Genomic DNA, 19,208 nt, shown 5'->3' on the forward strand with positions numbered 1-19,208 from the left:
CTGCAATGACCGCGCACGCCCAGGCATGCGCGAGCGCACGAAGAGATGCGCGGGCGCGAACTGGTCCGGAGTTACTTTCGTGCGGAGGGCCGCAGCTCACGCGGCAGGGCGAAGACCAGCGTCTCGTTCGCGGTGGTCACCGGCTGAACATCGGCGAAGCCGTGGTCCGCAAGGAGATCGATCACGCCGCGCACCAGCACCTCCGGAACGGATGCGCCCGAGGTGATGCCCACCGTCTGCACACCGTCCAGCCAGGACGGGTCGACCTCGCGCGCGTAATCCACGAGATAAGAGGCCTTCGCACCGGCACCGAGGGCGACCTCGACGAGCCGGACCGAGTTCGAGGAGTTGCGCGAGCCCACCACGATGACGAGGTCGCATTCCGGCGCCATCGCCTTCACAGCGACCTGGCGGTTCTGCGTGGCGTAGCAGATATCGTCGCTCGGCGGGTCCTGCAACAGCGGGAACCGCTCACGCAGCCGGGCGACCGTGGCCATCGTCTCGTCCACGCTCAGCGTGGTCTGCGACAGCCAGATCACCTTCGACTCGTCCCGGACAATGACCGAATCGACCGCGTCGGGGCCGTCGACGAGCTGCACATGGTCGGGCGCCTCACCGGCAGTGCCCTCGACCTCTTCGTGCCCTTCGTGGCCGATCAGCAGGATGTCGAAGTCGTCGCGGGCGAATCGCTTCGCCTCCTGGTGCACCTTCGTCACCAGCGGGCAGGTCGCGTCGATGGTGCGCAGATTGCGCTCCGCGGCGGCCTCGTGCACCGCCGGCGACACTCCATGCGCCGAGAACACCAGCAGCGCACCCTCGGGAACCTCGTCGGTTTCACCGACGAAAACCACGCCGCGCTCACTCAGCGTCTCCACCACGTGCCGGTTGTGCACGATCTCCTTGCGCACGTAGATCGGCGCGCCGTGCCGTTCGAGCGCCTTCTCGACGGTCTCCACGGCGCGGTCGACTCCCGCGCAGTAGCCACGCGGCTCGGCCAGCAGCACCCGCTTGCCGCCGTTCGCAGTCGTCGGACCGGCACTCGCGGATCCCGCGATGCCGACATTCAGAGGAACAGCAGAAGACATGCCATCAGAATACGGGTCGCCCCCTGTGCAACCCCGAATCCGCAGCTCCCCTGGGCTGTGGGCTGAGATGAATCGGCGGGCCAACTACCAAAACCGATGCCGATCAGGCACTCTATGCGTTATGGTCCGTCCTCCGTATCTGGCCCGTGTCGCGACCGGAGCCGCCGTCTACGTGATCGAAGAGTCCCGCAAGCTGCCCTCGCAGGCCATCACGCTGCCCATGACGGCCATCAGCCAGGTCCTGCAAACCGCGATGCATTTCCAGCAGTTCGTCACCAGCCTCGCGATCAAGGGCGACGAGGTACTGAGCCAGTTCACGGGCGAACGCGTCGAGGAGCCCGAGTGGGCCACCTTCGACGAGGACATCGAGGCTTCGGACCTGCCCGACAACCTGGACAGCGCGGCCGGCCGATTCGCGCTGTACTCGATGCCGCCCGTGTCGCCCGCCGATGAGCCCGGCACCGTCGAGTCGACGAACGGTGGCGTGGCCGAGCCCGAGATCGCGCAGTACCTGGACTACGGCAGCCTCACCCTCGCCCAGCTGCGTGCACGGCTGCGCTCGCTGTCCGTCGAGGACCTCACCGCGCTGCTCGAGTACGAGGCCAAGACGCTGGCCCGTGCGCCGTTCCAGACCATGCTCGAGAATCGGATCGCGTCCGCGAAGGCCAAGTGACCCAGGGCACCCCCAATTCCCCGGCACCGTCCGGGTCCCCGCGCACCAAGGTGGCCAACTCACCCGAGCAGCCATGGCCGGTTCGCACGGTCTCCAACAAGGTCTCGCAGTGGATCGACAAGCTCGGCAGCATCTGGGTGGAGGGTCAGGTCACCGAGATCAAAATCCGGCCGGGCACTCGGACCGCGTTTCTCGTGCTGCGAGATCCGGTGGCGGACATGTCGCTTCCGGTGACCTGCACTCCGGAGCTGATCCGCGATGCGCCGGTGCCACTGCGTGAAGGCACTCGCGTCATCGTCTTCGGCAAAATGTCCTTCTTCCCCGGCCGCGGCTCACTTTCGTTGCGGATCACTGAGATTCGCGCTGTCGGCATTGGCGAGTTGCTCGCGCGAATCGAACGCCTGCGCAGCTTGCTCGCTGCCGAGGGGCTGTTCGATCCGCGGCTCAAACGCCCGATTCCGTTCCTGCCCGGCACCGTCGGGCTGATCACCGGGCGCGCGTCGGCAGCCGAGCACGATGTCCTCGAGGTCGCCCGAACCCGTTGGCCGGCAGTGCGATTCGAGATTCGCAACACTGCCGTGCAGGGCCCGACCGCGGTGTCGCAAATACTGTCCGCGCTCGCCGAACTCGACCGTGCCCCGCACGTCGACGTGATCGTGCTCGCCCGCGGCGGCGGCAGTGTCGAGGATCTTCTGCCCTTCTCCGACGAGACCCTGTGCCGCGCGATCGTCGCCTGCACCACTCCCGTCGTCAGCGCGATCGGGCACGAGCCGGACTCGCCACTGTGCGACCACGTCGCCGATCTGCGCGCGGCCACTCCGACCGATGCAGCGAAACGGATCGTGCCGGACGCCGCTGCGGAGGAGACGCGGGTGCGCGAGTTGCGCGACCGTGCTGCGGCGGCGCTGCGCGGCTGGGTGCAGCGCGAGTCTCGCCTGCTCGCACAGATGCGCAGCCGGCCGGCACTCGCCGACCCGCTTGGTCAGCTGCACCACCGCGAGGAGGAGATCGAGCGGCTTCGTCTGGCGGCCCGGCGCGACGTGCTGCGCAGCCTCGACAAGGAAGAGACCACCACTCGCCACCAGAGGGAACGATTGGCCACCCTCGGCCCGGCGGCGACGCTCGCGCGCGGGTACGCCGTGGTGCAGCGGGTCGGTATCGAGGATCCGCACGTGGTCCGCACCGCCGCCGACGCACCGCCCGGCGCGCAGCTGCGCATCCGCGTCGCCGATGGTGCCGTCACCGCCGCCTCGCTTGGCCCCGACAAATCTGGGAGTCGATAAACATGACCGAGATCTCCGAACTCGGGTACGAACAGGCCCGCGACGAACTCGCCGACGTGGTGCGGACGCTCGAACAGGGCGGCCTCGACCTGGATGCCTCGCTCGAATTGTGGGAGCGCGGCGAGGCGCTCGCCAAGCGCTGCGAGGAACACCTCGCTGGTGCCCGGGCGCGGATCGAGCGTGCCCTCGGAACTGCAGAAGAGGCCGAGACCAACGATTCCGAATAGCGGAGATCCCTCGGGAGTGCGCGATACCGTGAACCGGTGAGCGATCCGCGCCCGTCCGCGCCGATCATGTTCGGCATCCAGACCGAGAACACCGACCTGCTGCCGTGGTCGTGGGCGGAAGAGCGGCTGAATGCGGCACGGAACTTCTGGATCTCGAGCACCCGCCCCGACGGACGGCCGCACTCGCGGCCGATCTGGGCCGTGTGGCTCGACAACGCCCTCTGGTACAGCACGGGCTCACTGGCGCGGACCAACCTCGTAACCAATGACGCGTACGAGGTGCATATCGACGACGGCGAATCGGTGGTGATCGTCGAGGGCCGGGCCCGGCCCGTACACCACGAACCCGACGCAGTGCAGCGCATGTGCGAGGTCTACAGCACGAAGTACGACTACCCGATGACCCCGCATGGGGACGAGATTCGCAGCAGTGACGGTCAGGGCGGCCCGGTGTTCGTGCTCGATCCCGAGGTGGCGTTCGGCTGGATCGGCGAAATCGAGCGGCCCACGCGCTGGCGATTTACCTCGCCGACGTCCTGAACGCAGGCGCCTCACGGGGGCGAATTGTGTTTATACGGGAAAATTTCGCACGCAGGAACAAGGTTTGCCCCCATTGGCTTGCGCTCACAGGTGCGAATTGTGTTCGTGGGTGCGAAGTATTGCCCCCGGCTAATAGATTTGTACCCGGGAAAGGGAGCGCGAGCTACCGCTCGAGCGGCTGCGCCTGCTGGACCGCGGTCGCGAGTTCGGTGAACTCCTGCGCGGTGCCGGAGCCTCGGATCAACACCCGAACCCCGCCGAGATCGGTGACCCAGGCGGGTTCGCTGCCCCGGTGGTCGTAGACCACCCAGGTCTTGCCCGCCACCTGCTCGGTGCCCGTCGCCGCGCGCTTGCCGACCGTGGCCGGGATGAGTGCCTCTTCGGTGGCGTCGGTCTGGGTCAGCGACACGTAGCGGTCGTGATTGGTGATGAAACCAACCGTGCTGACCTCGCCACCGCCCTCGTCGGTGAGGGTGGTCCGACCGCCCGAGTTGGCCTGCCAGGTGCCCGGCACCTGCGGGTTCCGGATCGGGAAGTCCAGCTCGGAAGCGTCGGACATAAGCGCCGCGTCGATGTCGAAGTTGGGCACCGGCCCGCTCTTCGCGCCGAAGGGTGCAAAGCTGCACATGCTTGCGGCGCCGGCCAACACCAGGCAGATCAGCGCCAGCGGGATCAGGGAAAGCATCATGTCCCGTTGGTTGTGCAGAATCCGCGGTTTGTCGTTTGCCACGGGTCCAGTATCCCGTATGGCCTGGAGGCGACCCAATCCCGCACCGCGGGCAGTGACCCACAGGCGGTCCGTCGAGCGCCTGATGAGACAATCACGCTTGACTCGCCCTTGCCTTGCGCGGACGCCCCAGGAGGCCCAAGCACTATGACGACCAGCAGCACACCGAGCCGCCGTGAGGCACCAGATCGCAACCTTGCGATGGAACTGGTGCGTGTCACCGAGGCAGGCGCGATGGCTGCCGGCCGCTGGGTCGGACGCGGTGACAAGGAAGGCGGCGACGGCGCGGCCGTCGACGCGATCCGTCAGCTGGTCTCGAGCGTCTCCATGAACGGCATCGTCGTGATCGGCGAGGGCGAAAAGGACGAGGCGCCGATGCTCTACAACGGCGAGCTAGTTGGCAATGGCGACGGCCCGGACTGCGACTTCGCGGTCGATCCGGTCGACGGCACCACCCTGATGGCCAAGGGCATGCCGAACGCGATCAGCGTCCTCGCGGTCGCCGAGCGCGGCGCGATGTTCGACCCGTCGGCCGTCTTCTACATGGACAAGATCGCGGTTGGCCCGGATGCCGCCGACGCCATCGACATCACCGCCCCGGTCGCGGAGAACGTGCGCCGCGTCGCGAAGGCGAAGAAGGAACTGGTCTCCGACATCACGGTCTGCATCCTCGACCGTCCCCGGCATGCGCAGATCATTCAGGAGGTCCGTGACACCGGTGCGCGCATTCGACTGATCACCGACGGCGACGTCGCCGGCGCAATCGCTGCGGCCCGTCCGGGCGCCGGTACCGACATGCTGGTCGGCATCGGCGGTACCCCCGAGGGCATCATCGCCGCCTGCGCGATGCGCTGTATGGGTGGCGCGCTGCAGGGCCGGCTCGCTCCGAAGGACGACGAGGAGCGCCAGAAGGCGATCGACGCCGGCCACGACCTCGACCGCGTGCTGCTCACCGAGGACCTGGTCGGCGGCGAGAACGTTTTCTTCGCAGCGACCGGCGTGACCGATGGCGATCTGCTGCGCGGTGTTCGCTACAGCGGTGGCGGTGCGACAACGCAGTCGATCGTGATGCGCTCCAAGTCCGGCACCGTCCGGATGATCGACGCGTACCACCGGCTCACCAAGCTGCGCGAGTTCTCGGCCGTCGACTTCTTGGGCGACGAGACCGCCGCGCCGCCGATGCCGTAACCGAAACTCCGTTTCGACACACAGCTCACTCACCGAGACAGCCCACTCAACGAGGACGCGAGAACGTTGCCCGAATTCGCCTATACCGAACTTCTTCCGACCGGCCCGGACACCACGAACTACCGGCTGGTGACCTCGGAAGGAGTGAGCACCGTCGAGGCGGCGGGCCGCACCTTCCTCAAGGTGGAACCGGAGGCGCTGAGCAAGCTCGCCGCCGAGGCGATTCACGATATCCAGCACTACCTGCGGCCGACTCACCTCGCGCAGCTCCGCCGGATCCTCGATGACCCGGAAGCGTCGGCGAACGACAAGTTCGTCGCGCTCGACCTGCTGAAGAACGCGAACATCGCCGCCGCCGGTGTGCTGCCGATGTGCCAGGACACCGGCACGGCGATCGTGATGGGCAAGCGCGGCCAGAACGTTCTCACCGAGGGCGGTGACGAGGTAGCGCTGTCGCAGGGCATCTACGACGCGTACACCAAGCTCAACCTGCGCTACTCCCAGATGGCCCCCATCACCATGTGGGAAGAGAAGAACACGGGCTCGAACCTGCCAGCGCAGATCGAGCTGTACGCCACCGACGGGGACGCCTACAAGTTCCTGTTCATGGCCAAAGGCGGCGGTTCCGCGAACAAGTCGTTCCTGTACCAGAAGACCAAGGCGGTCCTGAACGAGAAGGCGATGCTGCGGTTCCTCGAGACCGAGATCCGCGGCCTCGGGACGTCGGCCTGCCCGCCGTACCACCTCGCGATCGTGGTCGGCGGTACCAGCGCGGAGCACGCTTTGAAGACGGCGAAGTACGCCTCGGCGCATTACCTCGACGAGATGCCCACCGAGGGCTCCCCGACCGGGCACGGCTTCCGGGACCTCGACCTCGAGGAGAAGGTCTTCGAGCTGACCAAGACGATCGGCATCGGTGCGCAGTTCGGCGGCAAGTACTTCTGCCACGACGTGCGCGTCATCCGGCTGCCGCGCCACGGCGCGTCCTGCCCGGTGGCGATCGCGGTGTCCTGCTCGGCGGACCGCCAGGCGGTCGCGAAGATCACCGCCGAGGGCGTGTTCCTCGAGCAGCTCGAGCGTGACCCGGCCCAGTACCTGCCGGAAACCACCGACGAGCACCTCGACGACGACGTGGTGAAGATCAACCTCGACCAGCCGATGGACGAGATCCGCGCCGAGCTCACCAAATACCCTGTGAAGACCCGGCTTTCGCTGACCGGCACGCTCGTCGTGGCGCGTGACATCGCGCACGCGAAGATCCAGGAGTTGCTGGACGGCGGCGGCGAGATGCCCGAGTACCTGAAGAACCACCCGGTGTACTACGCAGGTCCGGCCAAGACTCCGGACGGTTACGCGTCGGGCTCGTTCGGCCCCACCACCGCGGGACGCATGGACTCCTACGTGGAAGCGTTCCAGGCTGCGGGCGGCTCGCTGGTGATGCTGGCCAAGGGCAACCGCAGCCAGCAGGTCACCGATGCGTGTGCGAAGTACGGCGGCTTCTACCTCGGCTCGATCGGCGGCCCCGCAGCTCGCCTCGCGCTCGACTGCATCAAGAAGGTCGAGGTGCTGGAGTACCCCGAACTCGGCATGGAGGCGGTCTGGCGCATCGAGGTCGAGGACTTCCCCGCGTTCATCGTTGTGGACGACAAGGGCAACGACTTCTTCGCGAACCCCACCGAGGAGTCGGTCGTGTTCCGGAGCATCCCCGTCCGTAGCTGATCGCGCCTAATGTCGGGTTCATGAGCGAATCCGATCAGCAGTACCGCATCGAGCGCGACACCATGGGCGAGGTGCACGTTCCGATCGACGCGCTGTGGCGGGCCCAGACTCAGCGGGCCGTGGAGAACTTCCCGATCAGCTTCCGGCCGCTCGAGCGCACCCAGATCCGCGCGATGGGTCAGCTGAAGGCCGCGTGCGCTCAGGTCAACAAGGACCTCGGGCTGCTCGACGGCCCGCTGGCCGACACGATCATTGCGGCGGCCAACGAGATCGCCGAGGGCCGGCATGACGATCAGTTCCCCATCGATGTGTTCCAGACCGGTTCGGGCACCAGCTCGAACATGAACGCCAACGAGGTGATCGCCTCGATCGCCTCGCGAACCGGTATCGACGTGCACCCGAACGACCACGTGAACATGTCGCAGTCGTCCAACGACACCTTCCCGACCGCTACCCACCTCGCCGCGACCGAGGCCGCGGTGAAGGATCTTGTGCCCGCGCTGCAGCACCTGCGGCTTGCACTGCTGGATAAGGCAGTCGAGTGGAAAAACGTCGTGAAGTCCGGCCGCACCCACCTGATGGATGCGGTGCCGGTGACGCTCGGGCAGGAGTTCGGCGGTTATGCGCGCCAGATCGAGGCGGGTATCGAGCGGGTCATGGCCACGCTCCCCCGGCTCGGCGAACTGCCGATCGGCGGCACCGCGGTCGGCACCGGTCTCAACGCCCCGGATGGCTTCGGAACCAAGGTGGTTGCGCAACTCGTCGCGACCACCGGAATCGACGCGCTCACCGAGGCGAAGGATCATTTTGAGGCCCAAGCGGCGCGCGACGGTCTGGTCGAGGCATCCGGTGCGCTGCGCACCATCGCGGTCTCATTGACCAAGATTGCCAACGACATTCGCTGGATGGGATCCGGCCCGCTCACCGGCCTCGCCGAATTGCAACTGCCCGATCTGCAGCCCGGTAGTTCGATCATGCCGGGCAAGGTCAATCCCGTTCTCCCCGAAGCGGTTACGCAGGTCGCCGCGCAGGTGATCGGCAATGACGCGGCGGTGACCTTCGGCGGCGCATCGGGCGCATTCGAGCTCAACGTCTACATCCCGATGATGGCGCGCAACCTGCTCGAGTCGTTCACGTTGCTGGCCAACGTGTCTCGGCTCTTCGCCGACCGCTGCATCAGTGGTTTGGTCGCCGATGTCGACAGGCTGCGGACGCTCGCCGAGTCCTCACCGTCCATCGTCACGCCCCTGAACTCCGCGATCGGTTACGAGGAGGCTGCGGCCGTCGCGAAGCAGGCGCTGAAGGAGAAGAAGACGATCCGGCAGACCGTGATCGACCGGGGCCTGATCGGCGAGAAGCTGTCGGAGGAGGAGCTCGACCGCCGCCTCGACGTACTCGGCATGGCCAAGGTCAAGTAGCCCGGACTATCGTCGGCTGCACATCCGGATCAGGGGAGGATCACCCACATGAGCGAAGCAACCGAACTGAACGTCGATGCGGTAAGCACCGTCCGCAATTTCCTGAAACTGCTCGAACTCGGTGATGTCGACGGCGCGTTCGCGCTGGCCGATCCCGATATCGAGTGGCGCAACACCGGGATTCCGACCATCCGCGGCATCGACCGTGTCCGCAAGGCGTTTGCGTCGATGGACCGCTACAACACGTTCTTCGCGGTCGATATCCACCACATCGCCGGCGAAGGCGACGTCGTGCTGACCGAGCGGACCGACTACATGGGCAAGGGCAAGTTCAAGGCCGGCTTCTGGGCCTGTGGCACGTTTGAACTCCGCAACGGCAAGGTCGTGCTGTGGCACGACCACTTCAGCTATGCCGATGCCATCCGCGGAATCGCGGTCGGGGCGATCGCGGCTCTGCGGTCGCGATAGCCCCTAGGGTTTACGACCCGACGCCCGCGAGCAGCTCCGCGAACTCGGGACGTTCCGCGATATTCCAGCGCCGCAGTAGCGGGGCGAACACCAGCTCGGGCTCCCGGCGCGGGTCGTAGATACCCGCATCGGCGAGCTCGGCAACGGCGTCGCGTCCGGGCAGTTCGACCATCGGCACCACGAACTGCGGTATCCGGCTGGCGACCGCCGCCACCGTCTGTTCGGGCGTGAGCTTCAACGCGGCGGCGACGAGGTCCGCGAACAGCTCGCTCTGCAGCTCGTCGTCCAGGGCTATGCGATTGCAGATTGCGGCCACGACGGGGTCGCTCGTGAAGGCCGCGGTGTTGCGATGGCGCAGCGCCGACGCGGCTTCTTCGAAGGCACAGTTCGTCAGCATTTCGATCAGGTGCATCGGCTGGTGGTTGTAGCCGTCGGTCATCGCCTGCATCCGAATGCGTTCCAGCTCGACCGGATCCACCGCGCGAGTTGTCACCAGGTAGTTCCGCAGCAGCACCGCGTGCCGGAACTCCTCCGCTGTCCATCGGTTGACCCAGCGCCACCACACCCCGATGAACATGTTCCGGGCGATCTCACGGTGGTAGGACGGCATGTTGTCGGCGACCAGTACCCCGACCGTCAGCGCGAGCTTCTCGACCTCACCGAGCGTGGACTGCTCGGGCGCCCAATCCTCGCCACCCATCGCCGCGAAACTTCGCGCATCACTCCAGGGGATCAGTTCGTGCGGCTGCCAGATATCGGCGGCCTCAACGTGGCGACGTAAATTGAGCTCGATCTCGAATGCGAGCGCATCCATGAGCTCATGATCGGTTAGCGTCTGCACCCCGCCCACGGTAGCCGTCTCGGCTCGCGGATGTGCGGTAGCTCACACAAACAATAAATTGGAACGGTAGTCCCAATCAGCGGATGGCAATCACCGCACCGGGCGCGAGCCAGCGAATGATCTGCACAAGCGGCCCACGATCGAGCGCGACGCAACCGAGCGTCGGCGTGCCGTCGGTGAGATGCATGAAGAACGCCGATCCCCCGCCCGGCACGCGGCCCGGGTTTACACCCATGACCACGGAGTATTCGTACTGCGGGATCTGGAGGTTCTCGCTCGCCGACTCGTTGAACGGGCAGCGGCCCGGCGCGCAGACCTGGTGGGTGTTGAACAGCGGGCTACGCGCGTCGCCGACCCACCAGTCGTTCCCTCCGATCCGCCGGTACGGCAGCAACCCACCCGGCGGCGGGGCCGTCCCGAAGACCGGGCCGAGCGAGAACACTCCGGCCGGGGTTGCCGGGATCCCATCGCGAGCCGCAGGCGCGATGCCCCGCGACCCGACCCAGCCCGGCACCGGCCCGACCACCGGCTGCCAGCCGGTCAAGGTGCGTTGCCACGCCGTCACGTTCGCGCGGCTGCCGCCGGTGCTTTCGACAGAGACAACCTGCAGGGCTACGCCCACCTGGGGTTCGAACCACGGCCCGCCCACCGACTGGGCGGGCACCCGGTGCAGGGGCGCGGCGCTCGCGGGCAGGGCCGTGGACAGACCGAGCAGGAGGAGCGCCGGGAAGATCAGCGCTGCAAGAACACGTTTGCGCATATCTCATGGTGCGACGTTGCCGAGATGACCGTTGGCAAGTTACCTCGGCGTGTCCCGACCGTGATGCGCTTCCCGGCGCTCTCCCGTCGGGTTGGTTACGAGTTGGGGCCGAATTCCTCGAGCATCTCGGTCACGAGCGCAGCGATCGGCGAACGCTCGCTTCGGGTGAGCGTGATGTGCGCGAACAACGGGTGGCCCTTGAGCTTCTCGATGACAGCCGCCACGCCGTCGTGCCGCCCGACGCGCAGATTGTCACGCTGCGCGACATCGTGCGTGAGCACCACTCGCGATCCGGACCCGAGCCGGCTGAGCACGGTGAGCAGCACATTGCGTTCGAGCGACTGTGCCTCGTCGACGATCACGAACGAGTCGTGCAGCGAACGGCCGCGAATGTGCGTGAGCGGCAAGACTTCCAGCATGCCGCGGCTCATGACCTCTTCCATCACCTCCGGGCTGGCGAGCCCATCGAGGGTGTCGAAGACGGCTTGCGCCCACGGCCCCATCTTCTCGCTCTCGGAGCCCGGCAGGTAGCCGAGTTCTTGTCCGCCAACGGCGTACAGCGGGCGGAAGACCACGACCTTGCGGTGGGTGCGCCGCTCCAGCACCGCCTCGAGCCCGGCCGTCAGCGCGAGCGCCGACTTGCCGGTGCCCGCCTTGCCACCGAGCGAGATGATCCCGATGCTCTCGTCGAGCAGCAGGTCGAGCGCGATGCGCTGTTCTGCGGAGCGGCCGTGGAGTCCGAAGGCCTCACGCTCGCCGCGCACCAACTGCACCCGCTTGTCCGCGGTGACCCTGCCAAGCGCGCTCGACGAACTGCTCAGCAGCCGGATACCGGTGTGACAAGGCAACTCTCGCGCATCGTCGACATCCACGATCCCTTCGGCATAGAGCGAATCCACCTGGGAGGAGGCCACATCGAGCTCCGCCATCCCGGTCCAGCCCGACGGCACCACATCGTGTGCGTGGTATTCGTCGGCGGGCAGACCCACCGCACCGGCCTTCACTCGCAGCGGAATGTCCTTGCTCACCAGCGTCACGTCGTGACCATCGCCGGCAAGATTCAAGGCACAGGCCAGGATTCGGGAATCGTTTGTGTCGGTGCGGAACCCGACCGGCAGCACCATCGGATCGGTGTGATTGAGCTCGACGTGCAACGTTCCGCCTTCGGTGCCGATGGGCACCGGTTTATCGAGTCGTCCATGCAAAAGCCTGAGATCGTCGAGCATGCGCAACGCCTCGCGGGCGAACCAGCCCAGTTCGTGATGGTGACGTTTGCCTTCCAGCTCACCGATGACGACCAACGGCAGTACCACTTCATGCTCTGCGAAGCGGATGACGGCCCAGGGGTCGGACAGCAGCACCGACGTGTCGAGAACGTAGGTCTTGATGCCAGCGGCGGGGGTGGCCCCCGCGTGTCCGTTGGTGTCGGGAACGGAGCGTGTAGCAGTCACGTGAGGCTCCTTCGCCTGCGCGGCACCCGCACAAACTCAACTCGCTGGGCCGGTCCGTCCTGTTGTGTCAGCTGACACAAGGGCCGGGTGCCGGCCCCCTCGAACTGAGTAGCTCAGTCACGATCAGGACCTCCCGCACAGGCGGCTTCCCCGCTACCTGTACCGCCGACGCTAATACCTGTTCCGCGTGTCGGCCTGTTGGACAGAGGCGTGTCGAGTGAACAACTTATTAAGCGGGTGCAACACGCATGGAACGGCGCGCGTGAGGATCTGGTGGCCAGGCCTCCGACCTGCGATTTATCGCCGATACGGCAACGGCGTCGGGCCGGGGCAACTGCCCCGGCCCGACGCCGTGCGATCAGATTTCGGCTGGCTCAGCCGAGCAGGTTCCAGCTCTCCAGACCGTCGTAGAGCGGGTACTGCTTGGCCAGCGCGGACACGCGGCCGCGCAGCGTCGCGACGTCCGAGGAACCGGTCAGCGTGGCGGCGATGATGTCGGAAACCTCGGTGAACGCCGCGTCGTCGAAACCGCGGGTGGCGAGCGCCGGGGTGCCGATGCGCAGGCCGGAGGTGACCATCGGCGGGCGCGGGTCGAACGGCACCGCGTTGCGGTTCACCGTGATGCCGACCTCGTGCAGCGCGTCCTCGCCCTGCTGGCCGTCGAGCTCGGAGTTGCGCAGGTCCACCAGAACCAGGTGCACATCGGTGCCACCGGTCAGCACGGTGATGCCCTTGGCCGCGACGTCATCGGCGGTGAGCCGCTCGGCGAGGATCTTCGCACCCGAGAGCGTGCGCTCCTGGCGCTGCTTGAACTCCTCGGTGCCGGCGACCTTGAGCGAGACAGCCTTGGCGGCGATCGCGTGCATGAGCGGGCCACCCTGCTGGCCGGGGAAGACCGCCGAGTTCAGCTTCTTGGCGAACTCCTGCTTGGCCAGGATGATGCCCGAGCGCGGGCCGCCGAGGGTCTTGTGCACAGTCGAGGACACAACGTCCGCGTGCGGGACGGGCGAGGGATGCAGACCGGCGGCAACGAGACCGGCGAAGTGCGCCATGTCGACCCACAGATACGCGCCAACCTCATCGGCGATCTCGCGGAAGGCGGCGAAGTCGAGGTGACGCGGGTAGGCCGACCAGCCCGCGACGATCACCTTCGGGCGCGCCTCGAGGGCGATCTTGCGCACCTCGTCCATGTCGACGCGGTGGTCTTCCTTGCTGACGCCGTAGGCGTGCACCTCGTACAGCTTGCCGGAGAAGTTCAAGCGCATGCCGTGCGTGAGGTGGCCGCCGTGCGCGAGGTCGAGGCCGAGCAGCTTCTCGCCTGGGTTCATCAGCGCCATCAGTACCGCGGCGTTGGCCTGCGCGCCGGAATGCGGCTGCACATTGGCGAATTCGGCGCCGAACAGGGCCTTCGCGCGATCGCGGGCCAGATCCTCGACGACGTCGACGTGCTCGCAGCCACCGTAGTAGCGGCGACCCGGGTAACCCTCGGCGTACTTGTTGGTGAGGACGGAACCCTGCGCCTGCAGGACCGCGCGCGGCACGAAGTTCTCCGAGGCGATCATCTCGAGGGTGTCGCGCTCGCGGGCGAGCTCACCCGCCATCGCGACAGCAACCTCGGGATCGAGCTCACCGAGAGACTGGGAAAGGATGGAGGAGGTCGTCTGCGTCACGGGCTCAGTTTATGTGGGCGCACGTCAGTCGCTTGCAGCGGGATCGGACCGTAACAGCGCAAGCAGGTTCGCCTCGGCGTCGTCGAGCGGCACGGTGGACTTACGCGCACGGGCAACGATGATCGCGCCCTCGATAGAACTGATCACGAAACTCGCCAACGAGCGGGCCCGGTCGGCTGCGATTCCTTCGCGGATGAAGGCGCCCTCGAGCTGGGCGATCCACGCCGTGAACGCACCGGCCGCCGCGGTTTGCACGTCCGGCTCCGATCCCGCGAGTGCGGCGCCGACGATCGGGCAGCCCATGCCATAAGAGGTCGCCGGGAGCCCGCGGCGCCAATAGCTCGTGAGGGCCACCACCCAGTCCTCCGGGCCGCCGGTGCTGGTGATCTTGTCGATGATCCCGGACAGCCGGTCGCCGGCCACGACAGTGGCCGCCGCGACGAGTTCGCTCTTACCCGCCGGAAAGTGCTGGTAGAGCGAGTTTCGCGAGGTGTTCGTGCGGCCGAGCAATTCGGCAAGCCCGGTGCCGTGCACGCCCTGCTCACGGACGAGCGCGATGGTGCCGTCGATCAGCCGCTCGCGCGGCCCCTGCTCCCGGTTTGCCATTCGTTCATCCTCCTGCGCCTCAGCGCGCCTTGCGTGAACCGATCGGTCCATGTTCCAATTATGCCAGACATGGACCGATCGGTTCACCGAAAAGGAGCAACTGATGACCACTTCCGCGATCGATCTCACGAAGCTCTCCGGACTGGAACTGCTGCGGACCGCAATCGACCTCGAGGGTCGCCCGCCCTACATCGGCGACCTGCTCGGCCTGGAAATTGACGAGGTCGAGCACGGCCGCGTCGTATTCGGCGTCACCACCCGGCCCGATTTCGCCAACCCGCTCGGCACCACACACGGCGGGATCTGCGCGACCCTGCTCGACTCGGTGATGAGTTGCTCGGTGCAAAGCACGCTCGACGCCGGGGTCGGCTACACGACGCTCGAGCTCAAGGTGAACTACATCCGCGCGGTCCCGATCGACGGCCGCCGACTCACCGCGACGGGCACGACCATCCACGTCGGCCGTACCACCGCGACCGCAGAGGGCCGGGTCGTGGACGAGCAGGGCCGGCTCGTCGCGCACGGCACAACGACCTGCGCGATCTTCCGCTGACGGGCTGAGTTCTGGCCGTTCGCGGGTGCAAATTGTGTAAACGGGGCCGAAACTTCGCACCCGGGAACAAGTTTCGCGCCCGTTAGTGCCCAAACACGAGCGCTTTAGACCTGGCTGCGCAGGGCGCCGGGGGTGAGCGGCTCGTCGAGCAGGCGGCCGAACCGGTCCACGCGCTCGTCGGCATCGGCAGCGGCATCGAGCCAGCGACCGAGCAGCCGGTACCCCTCGACATACGTGCTGATGTACGCGCGCCAAAGCGGCGACGACAGGAACCGCAACTGCTGCCGGGCCCGCTCGGGCGTGGCGAGTGACCAGCGCTGGATGAATTCGGCGACGTCATCGGCGCTGCGGCCGCGGTCGTGCAGCAGCAGCGCGGCATCTTGGCGCACGCCGAGCAACTTCGCGGACGCCTTCGAAATCGCCTCGGCCCGTTCGCCATCGAACCGCAGCCCGAGATCGGCGTAGATCTCCTGCGCCCACATCCCCCAATTCGACGGCACGATCGACTTCAGCGCGAGGTCGGCGAGACCCTCCGCCATCAAGCACTGCGGGGTGTTCACCAGGAACAGCTGCTGCTCGAGTTGACCGCCCGCGACCAGGCCGGCCTCCTTACGGCAGTGCTCGGTGTGGTGGCCCGGGTACGACTCGTGCGCGATCAGGTGCGGTAGCCCCGCGAGGTACTGCTTCAGGTCCGAGTTGATCGCGACCTTGGACTGGAAGTCGCCGAGGTAGTAGTTGAAGCCCGACCAGGGCTTGTCCCCCACCACCTCATAGGTCACCCGCTCGGTCTCGGGCAGCGGGTACTGGGCGCGCACCAGATCGCGCAGCGCACTCGAGAACGCCTCCACGCACTCGGCGAGACGCTCCGGCGGAATCTCGTCGGCCTTACGGTGCGCGGCCATCCGCTCGGCGAGCGAATCGCCGGTGCCGTGCGGGAGCACCTCGTCGAGCAGTCGGTGAGCCTCGCGGTAGTCCGCCTCGTCGCCCGGCTCGATACGCACGTCGAAGTAGGCCTCGACCTCGTCGACGAAACCGATCTCGTCGCCGGCGAACTTGCGCGCGGAGCATTCCAGCGCGCGCAGGTGCACGTCGAGAAACTCGGCGCGCTGCGAAGGCAGCCCGGAACCGTCGAGCTCTCGGCGCAACGAGACGGCCCGGTGCGCCAACTCGCGCGGGTCCGGCGCGGGCGCGTTCTCCACCGCACGGCGTAGTTCCGGGTCGCCGGTGTACGCGTCGACAAACCCCTCCTCGAGGCGATCGAACGCCAGCCCAAGCTGCAGATACTCCCGAACCAGAACCTCGGACTCCATGCCCGCGACACTATCGCCACACCCGGCGGGCGGGCATCCCGACGAGCGTGCACGGACCCTGGCAGCACGCACCGACGGCGATACGAGCACAATCCGTCTATGCGACAGGTGCCGATCCGAGCGGAGCGCGCGGAGCAGCGGGTATGCGTATGCCGCGCGTGAGCGAGCCGAGTCCCTATGTCGAGTTCGACCGCAAGCAGTGGCGCGAGCTGCGTAAGTCGGCCCCGCTGGTGCTCACCGAGGAAGAACTATTCGGACTGCGCGGTCTCGGTGAACAGATCGATCTCGAGGAAGTCGCCGAGGTCTACCTCCCGCTGGCCCGACTGATCCACCTGCAGGTCGCCGCACGACAGCGGCTTTTCGCGGCCACCGCCACCTTCCTCGGCGAATCGCATCCGGACCAGCAGGTGCCGTTCGTGATCGGCGTCGCCGGCAGTGTTGCGGTTGGCAAGTCCACCACCGCTCGTGTGTTGCAGGCGCTGCTCGCGCGCTGGGAGCACCACCCACGCGTGGACCTTGTCACCACCGATGGCTTCCTCTACCCCACCGCCGAGCTGCAACGCCGCGGCATCATGCACCGCAAGGGATTTCCGGAGAGTTACAACCGGCGAAAGCTGCTCCGCTTCGTCACCGAGGTGAAATCCGGTGCCCCCGAAGTGGTTGCGCCGGTCTACTCACACGTCTCGTACGACATCGTGCCCGGGCAGTACCACCTGATCAAGCAGCCGGACATCCTCATCATCGAGGGACTCAACGTCCTTCAAACCGGTCCGCGGCTGATGGTCTCGGACCTGTTCGACTTCTCGATCTACGTGGACGCCCGGATCGAGGACATCGAAAAGTGGTATGTGCGAAGGTTTCTCGCGCTACGGGGAACGTCTTTCGCCGATCCGCAGGCACACTTCCACCACTACGCGGGCCTCACCGATCCGCAGGCCACCAGTGCCGCAGAAGAGCTGTGGCACAACATCAATCGGCCCAACCTGGTGGAGAACATCCTGCCGACCCGCCCGCGCGCCACACTCGTGCTGCGTAAGGACGCCGATCATTCGATCAATCGGTTGCGGCTCCGGAAGTTGTAGGCGCGTTGCCGGATTCGTCCGGCGCATCCTCACCAGACTCGTCGCGTTTGCCGGTCGGCGTGGACCAGGCCCGTTCGATCTGGGAGATGACATCGATCGTGCGGGCGGCCTCGATATGCGGCTTGCGGATCTCCTGTGCGATGTAGCGCGCCACGAACCGCTTGATCTCGTGATCCACGCTGCCGAGCGCGCGCAGCACATTGCCGCGCAAAGTCTCTGCCCGCACGTCGATGAGCACATCCTCGGAGGACGGCTCGTCGACGTCGATGATCACCCACAGCGGCTCGGCGGCCCGCACGGTCAGCCGGAGCACGACATCGCCGTCGACGTCGAAGCGCTGCTTGTCCACGGACAGGTCGATGAGCAAATGCAGCCGGATCGGGATGGTGAGATCAAAGGTGATGGTCTCGCCGTCGTTCCGCTTCAACTCGGGCGATCCGACATGCACCTTGGCCGAGACCTTGGCCAACCGGCCCGGCCCGGCACCGATCGGACCGAAGTCGAAGGAACTGCCGGCCAGCTCACCGAATGCTGCGGCGACCCGTTCGGGCGAAACGGCCAACTCGAAGAACCGACGGCCGAAGTTCTCGTAAGAGATATAGGCCGCGTCGTCACTGACATTCGGTTGTGCCACAAGGCGAAGGCTACGCCAGTCCCGCAATTGGTGTGACTGGGGTTACCGGCAATCCGGGCGTTCCCGGCGCGCGGCTGGTCAGGTGCCGAAGCGGCGATGCCGGGCGGCGTAATCGCGCAGTGCACGCAGGAAATCGACCCGGCGGAACTCGGGCCAGTACGCCTCCGTGAACCAGATCTCCGAGTACGCGCTCTGCCACAGCAGGAAGCCGGACAACCGCTGCTCGCCCGAGGTGCGGATGACGAGATCCGGGTCCGGCTGACCGCCCGTGTAGAGATGCGCATCGATCGCGTCGACGGTGATCTGCCCGGCCAGTTCGTCACCGCTCACGCCGGCCGCGATCCGCTCGGTCAGCAGCGACTGCACGGCATCGGCGATCTCCTGTCGCCCGCCATAGCCGACCGCGACGTTGACGTGGGTGCCGGTGCGGCCCGCCGTGCGGTCCGAGGCCTCCTTGAGGCGGCGGGCCGATTCCGAAGGCAGCAGGTCGAGCGTGCCGACGATCTTGACGCTCCAGTTCTTGCTGGGTCCGCTGATCTCCTCGACGACATCGGTGATGATCTCGAGCAGCGAGTCGAGCTCGGACGCATCGCGTCGCAGGTTCTCTGTGGACAGCAGGTAGATGGTCGCCATTTCGATGCCGGCCTGATCGCACCAGGTGAGCAGTTCGGCGATCTTGAGCGCACCCATCCGGTGCCCGTGGGTGACGTCGGTGAAGCCATTTTCCCTGGCCCAGCGGCGATTCCCGTCGCACATGACGGCGACGTGGCGCGGGTGCTCCAAACCGTCGAGCTGCGCCAGCAATCGACGCTCGTACAGCTTGTAGAGCAGACCGCGCGGCTTCACAGCTGCCGCGCCCCGGAGAGATTCAACACGGGTCTAAACCCTACGCCGACGGGATTTGCCGCTGTGCGACCCATGCCACAGTGCCGTTTCGGCGATTCGCGGACGGGTATCCGGCTGGCAACCTGCG

General features: G+C 66.7%; 20 protein-coding genes. 10 read left to right on the plus strand and 10 right to left on the minus strand.

What is annotated here, in order from left to right:
* Positions 1-71 precede the first annotated feature (71 nt).
* Positions 72-1,085, minus strand: a complete 1,014-nt coding sequence (locus tag A8G08_RS25815; RefSeq protein WP_068280770.1) for a 4-hydroxy-3-methylbut-2-enyl diphosphate reductase — start codon at positions 1,083-1,085, stop codon at positions 72-74.
* Between the two features lie 121 nt (positions 1,086-1,206).
* Between A8G08_RS25815 and A8G08_RS25820 the strand changes: the two genes are divergently transcribed.
* From A8G08_RS25820 to A8G08_RS25835, 4 genes are read left to right on the plus strand one after another with little or no spacing between them, the layout of a single operon-like run.
* On the plus strand, positions 1,207-1,758 hold the full coding sequence (locus tag A8G08_RS25820; protein ID WP_068280775.1) for a lipid droplet-associated protein: 552 nt from the start codon (positions 1,207-1,209) through the stop codon (positions 1,756-1,758).
* Positions 1,755-3,041, plus strand: a complete 1,287-nt coding sequence (gene xseA / locus A8G08_RS25825) for an exodeoxyribonuclease VII large subunit (RefSeq protein ID WP_068280778.1) — start codon at positions 1,755-1,757, stop codon at positions 3,039-3,041. The genes A8G08_RS25820 and xseA overlap by 4 nt, the downstream gene beginning before the upstream one ends.
* A 2-nt stretch (positions 3,042-3,043) precedes the next feature.
* Positions 3,044-3,268: an exodeoxyribonuclease VII small subunit gene (locus A8G08_RS25830; RefSeq protein ID WP_068280780.1), complete on the plus strand. Its 225-nt coding sequence runs from the start codon at positions 3,044-3,046 to the stop codon at positions 3,266-3,268.
* A gap of 36 nt (positions 3,269-3,304) precedes the next feature.
* Positions 3,305-3,808 carry a pyridoxamine 5'-phosphate oxidase family protein gene (locus tag A8G08_RS25835; protein WP_068280782.1) on the plus strand — a complete coding sequence of 168 codons (504 nt, stop codon included), beginning with the start codon at positions 3,305-3,307 and terminating at the stop codon, positions 3,806-3,808.
* Positions 3,809-3,971: 163 nt separating this feature from the next.
* Here A8G08_RS25835 and A8G08_RS25840 read toward each other — a convergent pair whose 3' ends face one another.
* Entirely contained in the window at positions 3,972-4,538 is a 567-nt protein-coding gene (locus tag A8G08_RS25840; protein WP_068280783.1) for a DUF4245 domain-containing protein, read from the minus strand.
* 144 nt (positions 4,539-4,682) lie between these two features.
* Here A8G08_RS25840 and glpX point away from each other — a divergent pair, with 144 nt between their 5' ends.
* From glpX to A8G08_RS25860, 4 genes are all read left to right on the plus strand, one after another.
* Positions 4,683-5,723 carry a class II fructose-bisphosphatase gene (gene glpX / locus A8G08_RS25845; protein ID WP_068280784.1) on the plus strand — a complete coding sequence of 347 codons (1,041 nt, stop codon included), beginning with the start codon at positions 4,683-4,685 and terminating at the stop codon, positions 5,721-5,723.
* A 66-nt stretch (positions 5,724-5,789) separates the two neighbouring features.
* Positions 5,790-7,442: a fumarate hydratase gene (locus tag A8G08_RS25850; protein WP_068280786.1), complete on the plus strand. Its 1,653-nt coding sequence runs from the start codon at positions 5,790-5,792 to the stop codon at positions 7,440-7,442.
* A gap of 20 nt (positions 7,443-7,462) precedes the next feature.
* Positions 7,463-8,860, plus strand: a complete 1,398-nt coding sequence (locus A8G08_RS25855) for a class II fumarate hydratase (RefSeq protein WP_068280789.1) — start codon at positions 7,463-7,465, stop codon at positions 8,858-8,860.
* 48 nt (positions 8,861-8,908) lie between these two features.
* Positions 8,909-9,328, plus strand: coding sequence for a limonene-1,2-epoxide hydrolase family protein (locus A8G08_RS25860; RefSeq protein ID WP_068280790.1), 420 nt, complete (start codon positions 8,909-8,911; stop codon positions 9,326-9,328).
* A gap of 10 nt (positions 9,329-9,338) precedes the next feature.
* Here the strand turns inward: A8G08_RS25860 and A8G08_RS25865 are convergent, their stop codons facing one another.
* The 5 genes from A8G08_RS25865 to A8G08_RS25885 form a co-directional block, all read right to left on the minus strand.
* Positions 9,339-10,142, minus strand: a complete 804-nt coding sequence (locus A8G08_RS25865; RefSeq protein WP_068280794.1) for an acyl-ACP desaturase — start codon at positions 10,140-10,142, stop codon at positions 9,339-9,341.
* A 103-nt stretch (positions 10,143-10,245) separates the two neighbouring features.
* A complete protein-coding gene (locus A8G08_RS25870; protein ID WP_068280795.1) occupies positions 10,246-10,929 on the minus strand; it encodes a L,D-transpeptidase family protein in 684 nt (227 codons plus the stop codon).
* 95 nt (positions 10,930-11,024) lie between these two features.
* Complete coding sequence (gene phoH2 / locus A8G08_RS25875; protein WP_425394598.1) at positions 11,025-12,380, minus strand: RNA 5'-3' helicase PhoH2; 1,356 nt, start codon at positions 12,378-12,380, stop codon at positions 11,025-11,027.
* 374 nt (positions 12,381-12,754) lie between these two features.
* On the minus strand, positions 12,755-14,050 hold the full coding sequence (glyA, locus tag A8G08_RS25880) for a serine hydroxymethyltransferase (RefSeq protein ID WP_068280797.1): 1,296 nt from the start codon (positions 14,048-14,050) through the stop codon (positions 12,755-12,757).
* A 24-nt stretch (positions 14,051-14,074) separates the two neighbouring features.
* Entirely contained in the window at positions 14,075-14,656 is a 582-nt protein-coding gene (locus A8G08_RS25885) for a TetR/AcrR family transcriptional regulator (RefSeq protein ID WP_084436885.1), read from the minus strand.
* A 103-nt stretch (positions 14,657-14,759) separates the two neighbouring features.
* Here A8G08_RS25885 and A8G08_RS25890 point away from each other — a divergent pair, with 103 nt between their 5' ends.
* A complete protein-coding gene (locus A8G08_RS25890; RefSeq protein WP_068280876.1) occupies positions 14,760-15,209 on the plus strand; it encodes a PaaI family thioesterase in 450 nt (149 codons plus the stop codon).
* A gap of 104 nt (positions 15,210-15,313) precedes the next feature.
* Here A8G08_RS25890 and A8G08_RS25895 read toward each other — a convergent pair whose 3' ends face one another.
* Positions 15,314-16,519 (minus strand): DUF885 domain-containing protein, encoded by a 1,206-nt coding sequence (locus A8G08_RS25895; RefSeq protein WP_068280803.1) that lies wholly within the window; start codon positions 16,517-16,519, stop codon positions 15,314-15,316.
* Between the two features lie 149 nt (positions 16,520-16,668).
* Between A8G08_RS25895 and coaA the strand changes: the two genes are divergently transcribed.
* Positions 16,669-17,601 carry a type I pantothenate kinase gene (gene coaA, locus A8G08_RS25900; RefSeq protein WP_068280806.1) on the plus strand — a complete coding sequence of 311 codons (933 nt, stop codon included), beginning with the start codon at positions 16,669-16,671 and terminating at the stop codon, positions 17,599-17,601.
* Here coaA and A8G08_RS25905 read toward each other — a convergent pair.
* Positions 17,573-18,235 carry a hypothetical protein gene (locus A8G08_RS25905; protein WP_068280809.1) on the minus strand — a complete coding sequence of 221 codons (663 nt, stop codon included), beginning with the start codon at positions 18,233-18,235 and terminating at the stop codon, positions 17,573-17,575. The two genes, coaA and A8G08_RS25905, sit on opposite strands and share 29 nt — an antisense overlap.
* A 78-nt stretch (positions 18,236-18,313) precedes the next feature.
* A complete protein-coding gene (locus A8G08_RS25910; RefSeq protein WP_068280811.1) occupies positions 18,314-19,081 on the minus strand; it encodes an isoprenyl transferase in 768 nt (255 codons plus the stop codon).
* Positions 19,082-19,208: the final 127 nt, after the last annotated feature.

The sequence above is a fragment of the Aldersonia kunmingensis genome (assembly GCF_001646865.1).
In the GTDB taxonomy this organism is placed as follows: Bacteria; Actinomycetota; Actinomycetes; order Mycobacteriales; family Mycobacteriaceae; genus Aldersonia; species Aldersonia kunmingensis.

Excerpts from the sequence above, each read along its gene's own strand:
- coaA (WP_068280806.1), top strand. The coding sequence starts at position 16,669 with ATGCCGCGCGTGAGCGAGCCGAGTCCCTATGTCGAGTTCGACCGCAAG.
- A8G08_RS25815 (WP_068280770.1), bottom strand. The coding sequence starts at position 1,085 with ATGTCTTCTGCTGTTCCTCTGAATGTCGGCATCGCGGGATCCGCGAGT.
- A8G08_RS25885 (WP_084436885.1), bottom strand. The coding sequence starts at position 14,656 with ATGGCAAACCGGGAGCAGGGGCCGCGCGAGCGGCTGATCGACGGCACC.
- A8G08_RS25830 (WP_068280780.1), top strand. The coding sequence starts at position 3,044 with ATGACCGAGATCTCCGAACTCGGGTACGAACAGGCCCGCGACGAACTC.
- A8G08_RS25870 (WP_068280795.1), bottom strand. The coding sequence starts at position 10,929 with ATGCGCAAACGTGTTCTTGCAGCGCTGATCTTCCCGGCGCTCCTCCTG.
- A8G08_RS25855 (WP_068280789.1), top strand. The coding sequence starts at position 7,463 with ATGAGCGAATCCGATCAGCAGTACCGCATCGAGCGCGACACCATGGGC.
- glpX (WP_068280784.1), top strand. The coding sequence starts at position 4,683 with ATGACGACCAGCAGCACACCGAGCCGCCGTGAGGCACCAGATCGCAAC.
- A8G08_RS25820 (WP_068280775.1), top strand. The coding sequence starts at position 1,207 with ATGGTCCGTCCTCCGTATCTGGCCCGTGTCGCGACCGGAGCCGCCGTC.
- A8G08_RS25865 (WP_068280794.1), bottom strand. The coding sequence starts at position 10,142 with ATGGATGCGCTCGCATTCGAGATCGAGCTCAATTTACGTCGCCACGTT.
- A8G08_RS25860 (WP_068280790.1), top strand. The coding sequence starts at position 8,909 with ATGAGCGAAGCAACCGAACTGAACGTCGATGCGGTAAGCACCGTCCGC.
- A8G08_RS25890 (WP_068280876.1), top strand. The coding sequence starts at position 14,760 with ATGACCACTTCCGCGATCGATCTCACGAAGCTCTCCGGACTGGAACTG.
- A8G08_RS25895 (WP_068280803.1), bottom strand. The coding sequence starts at position 16,519 with ATGGAGTCCGAGGTTCTGGTTCGGGAGTATCTGCAGCTTGGGCTGGCG.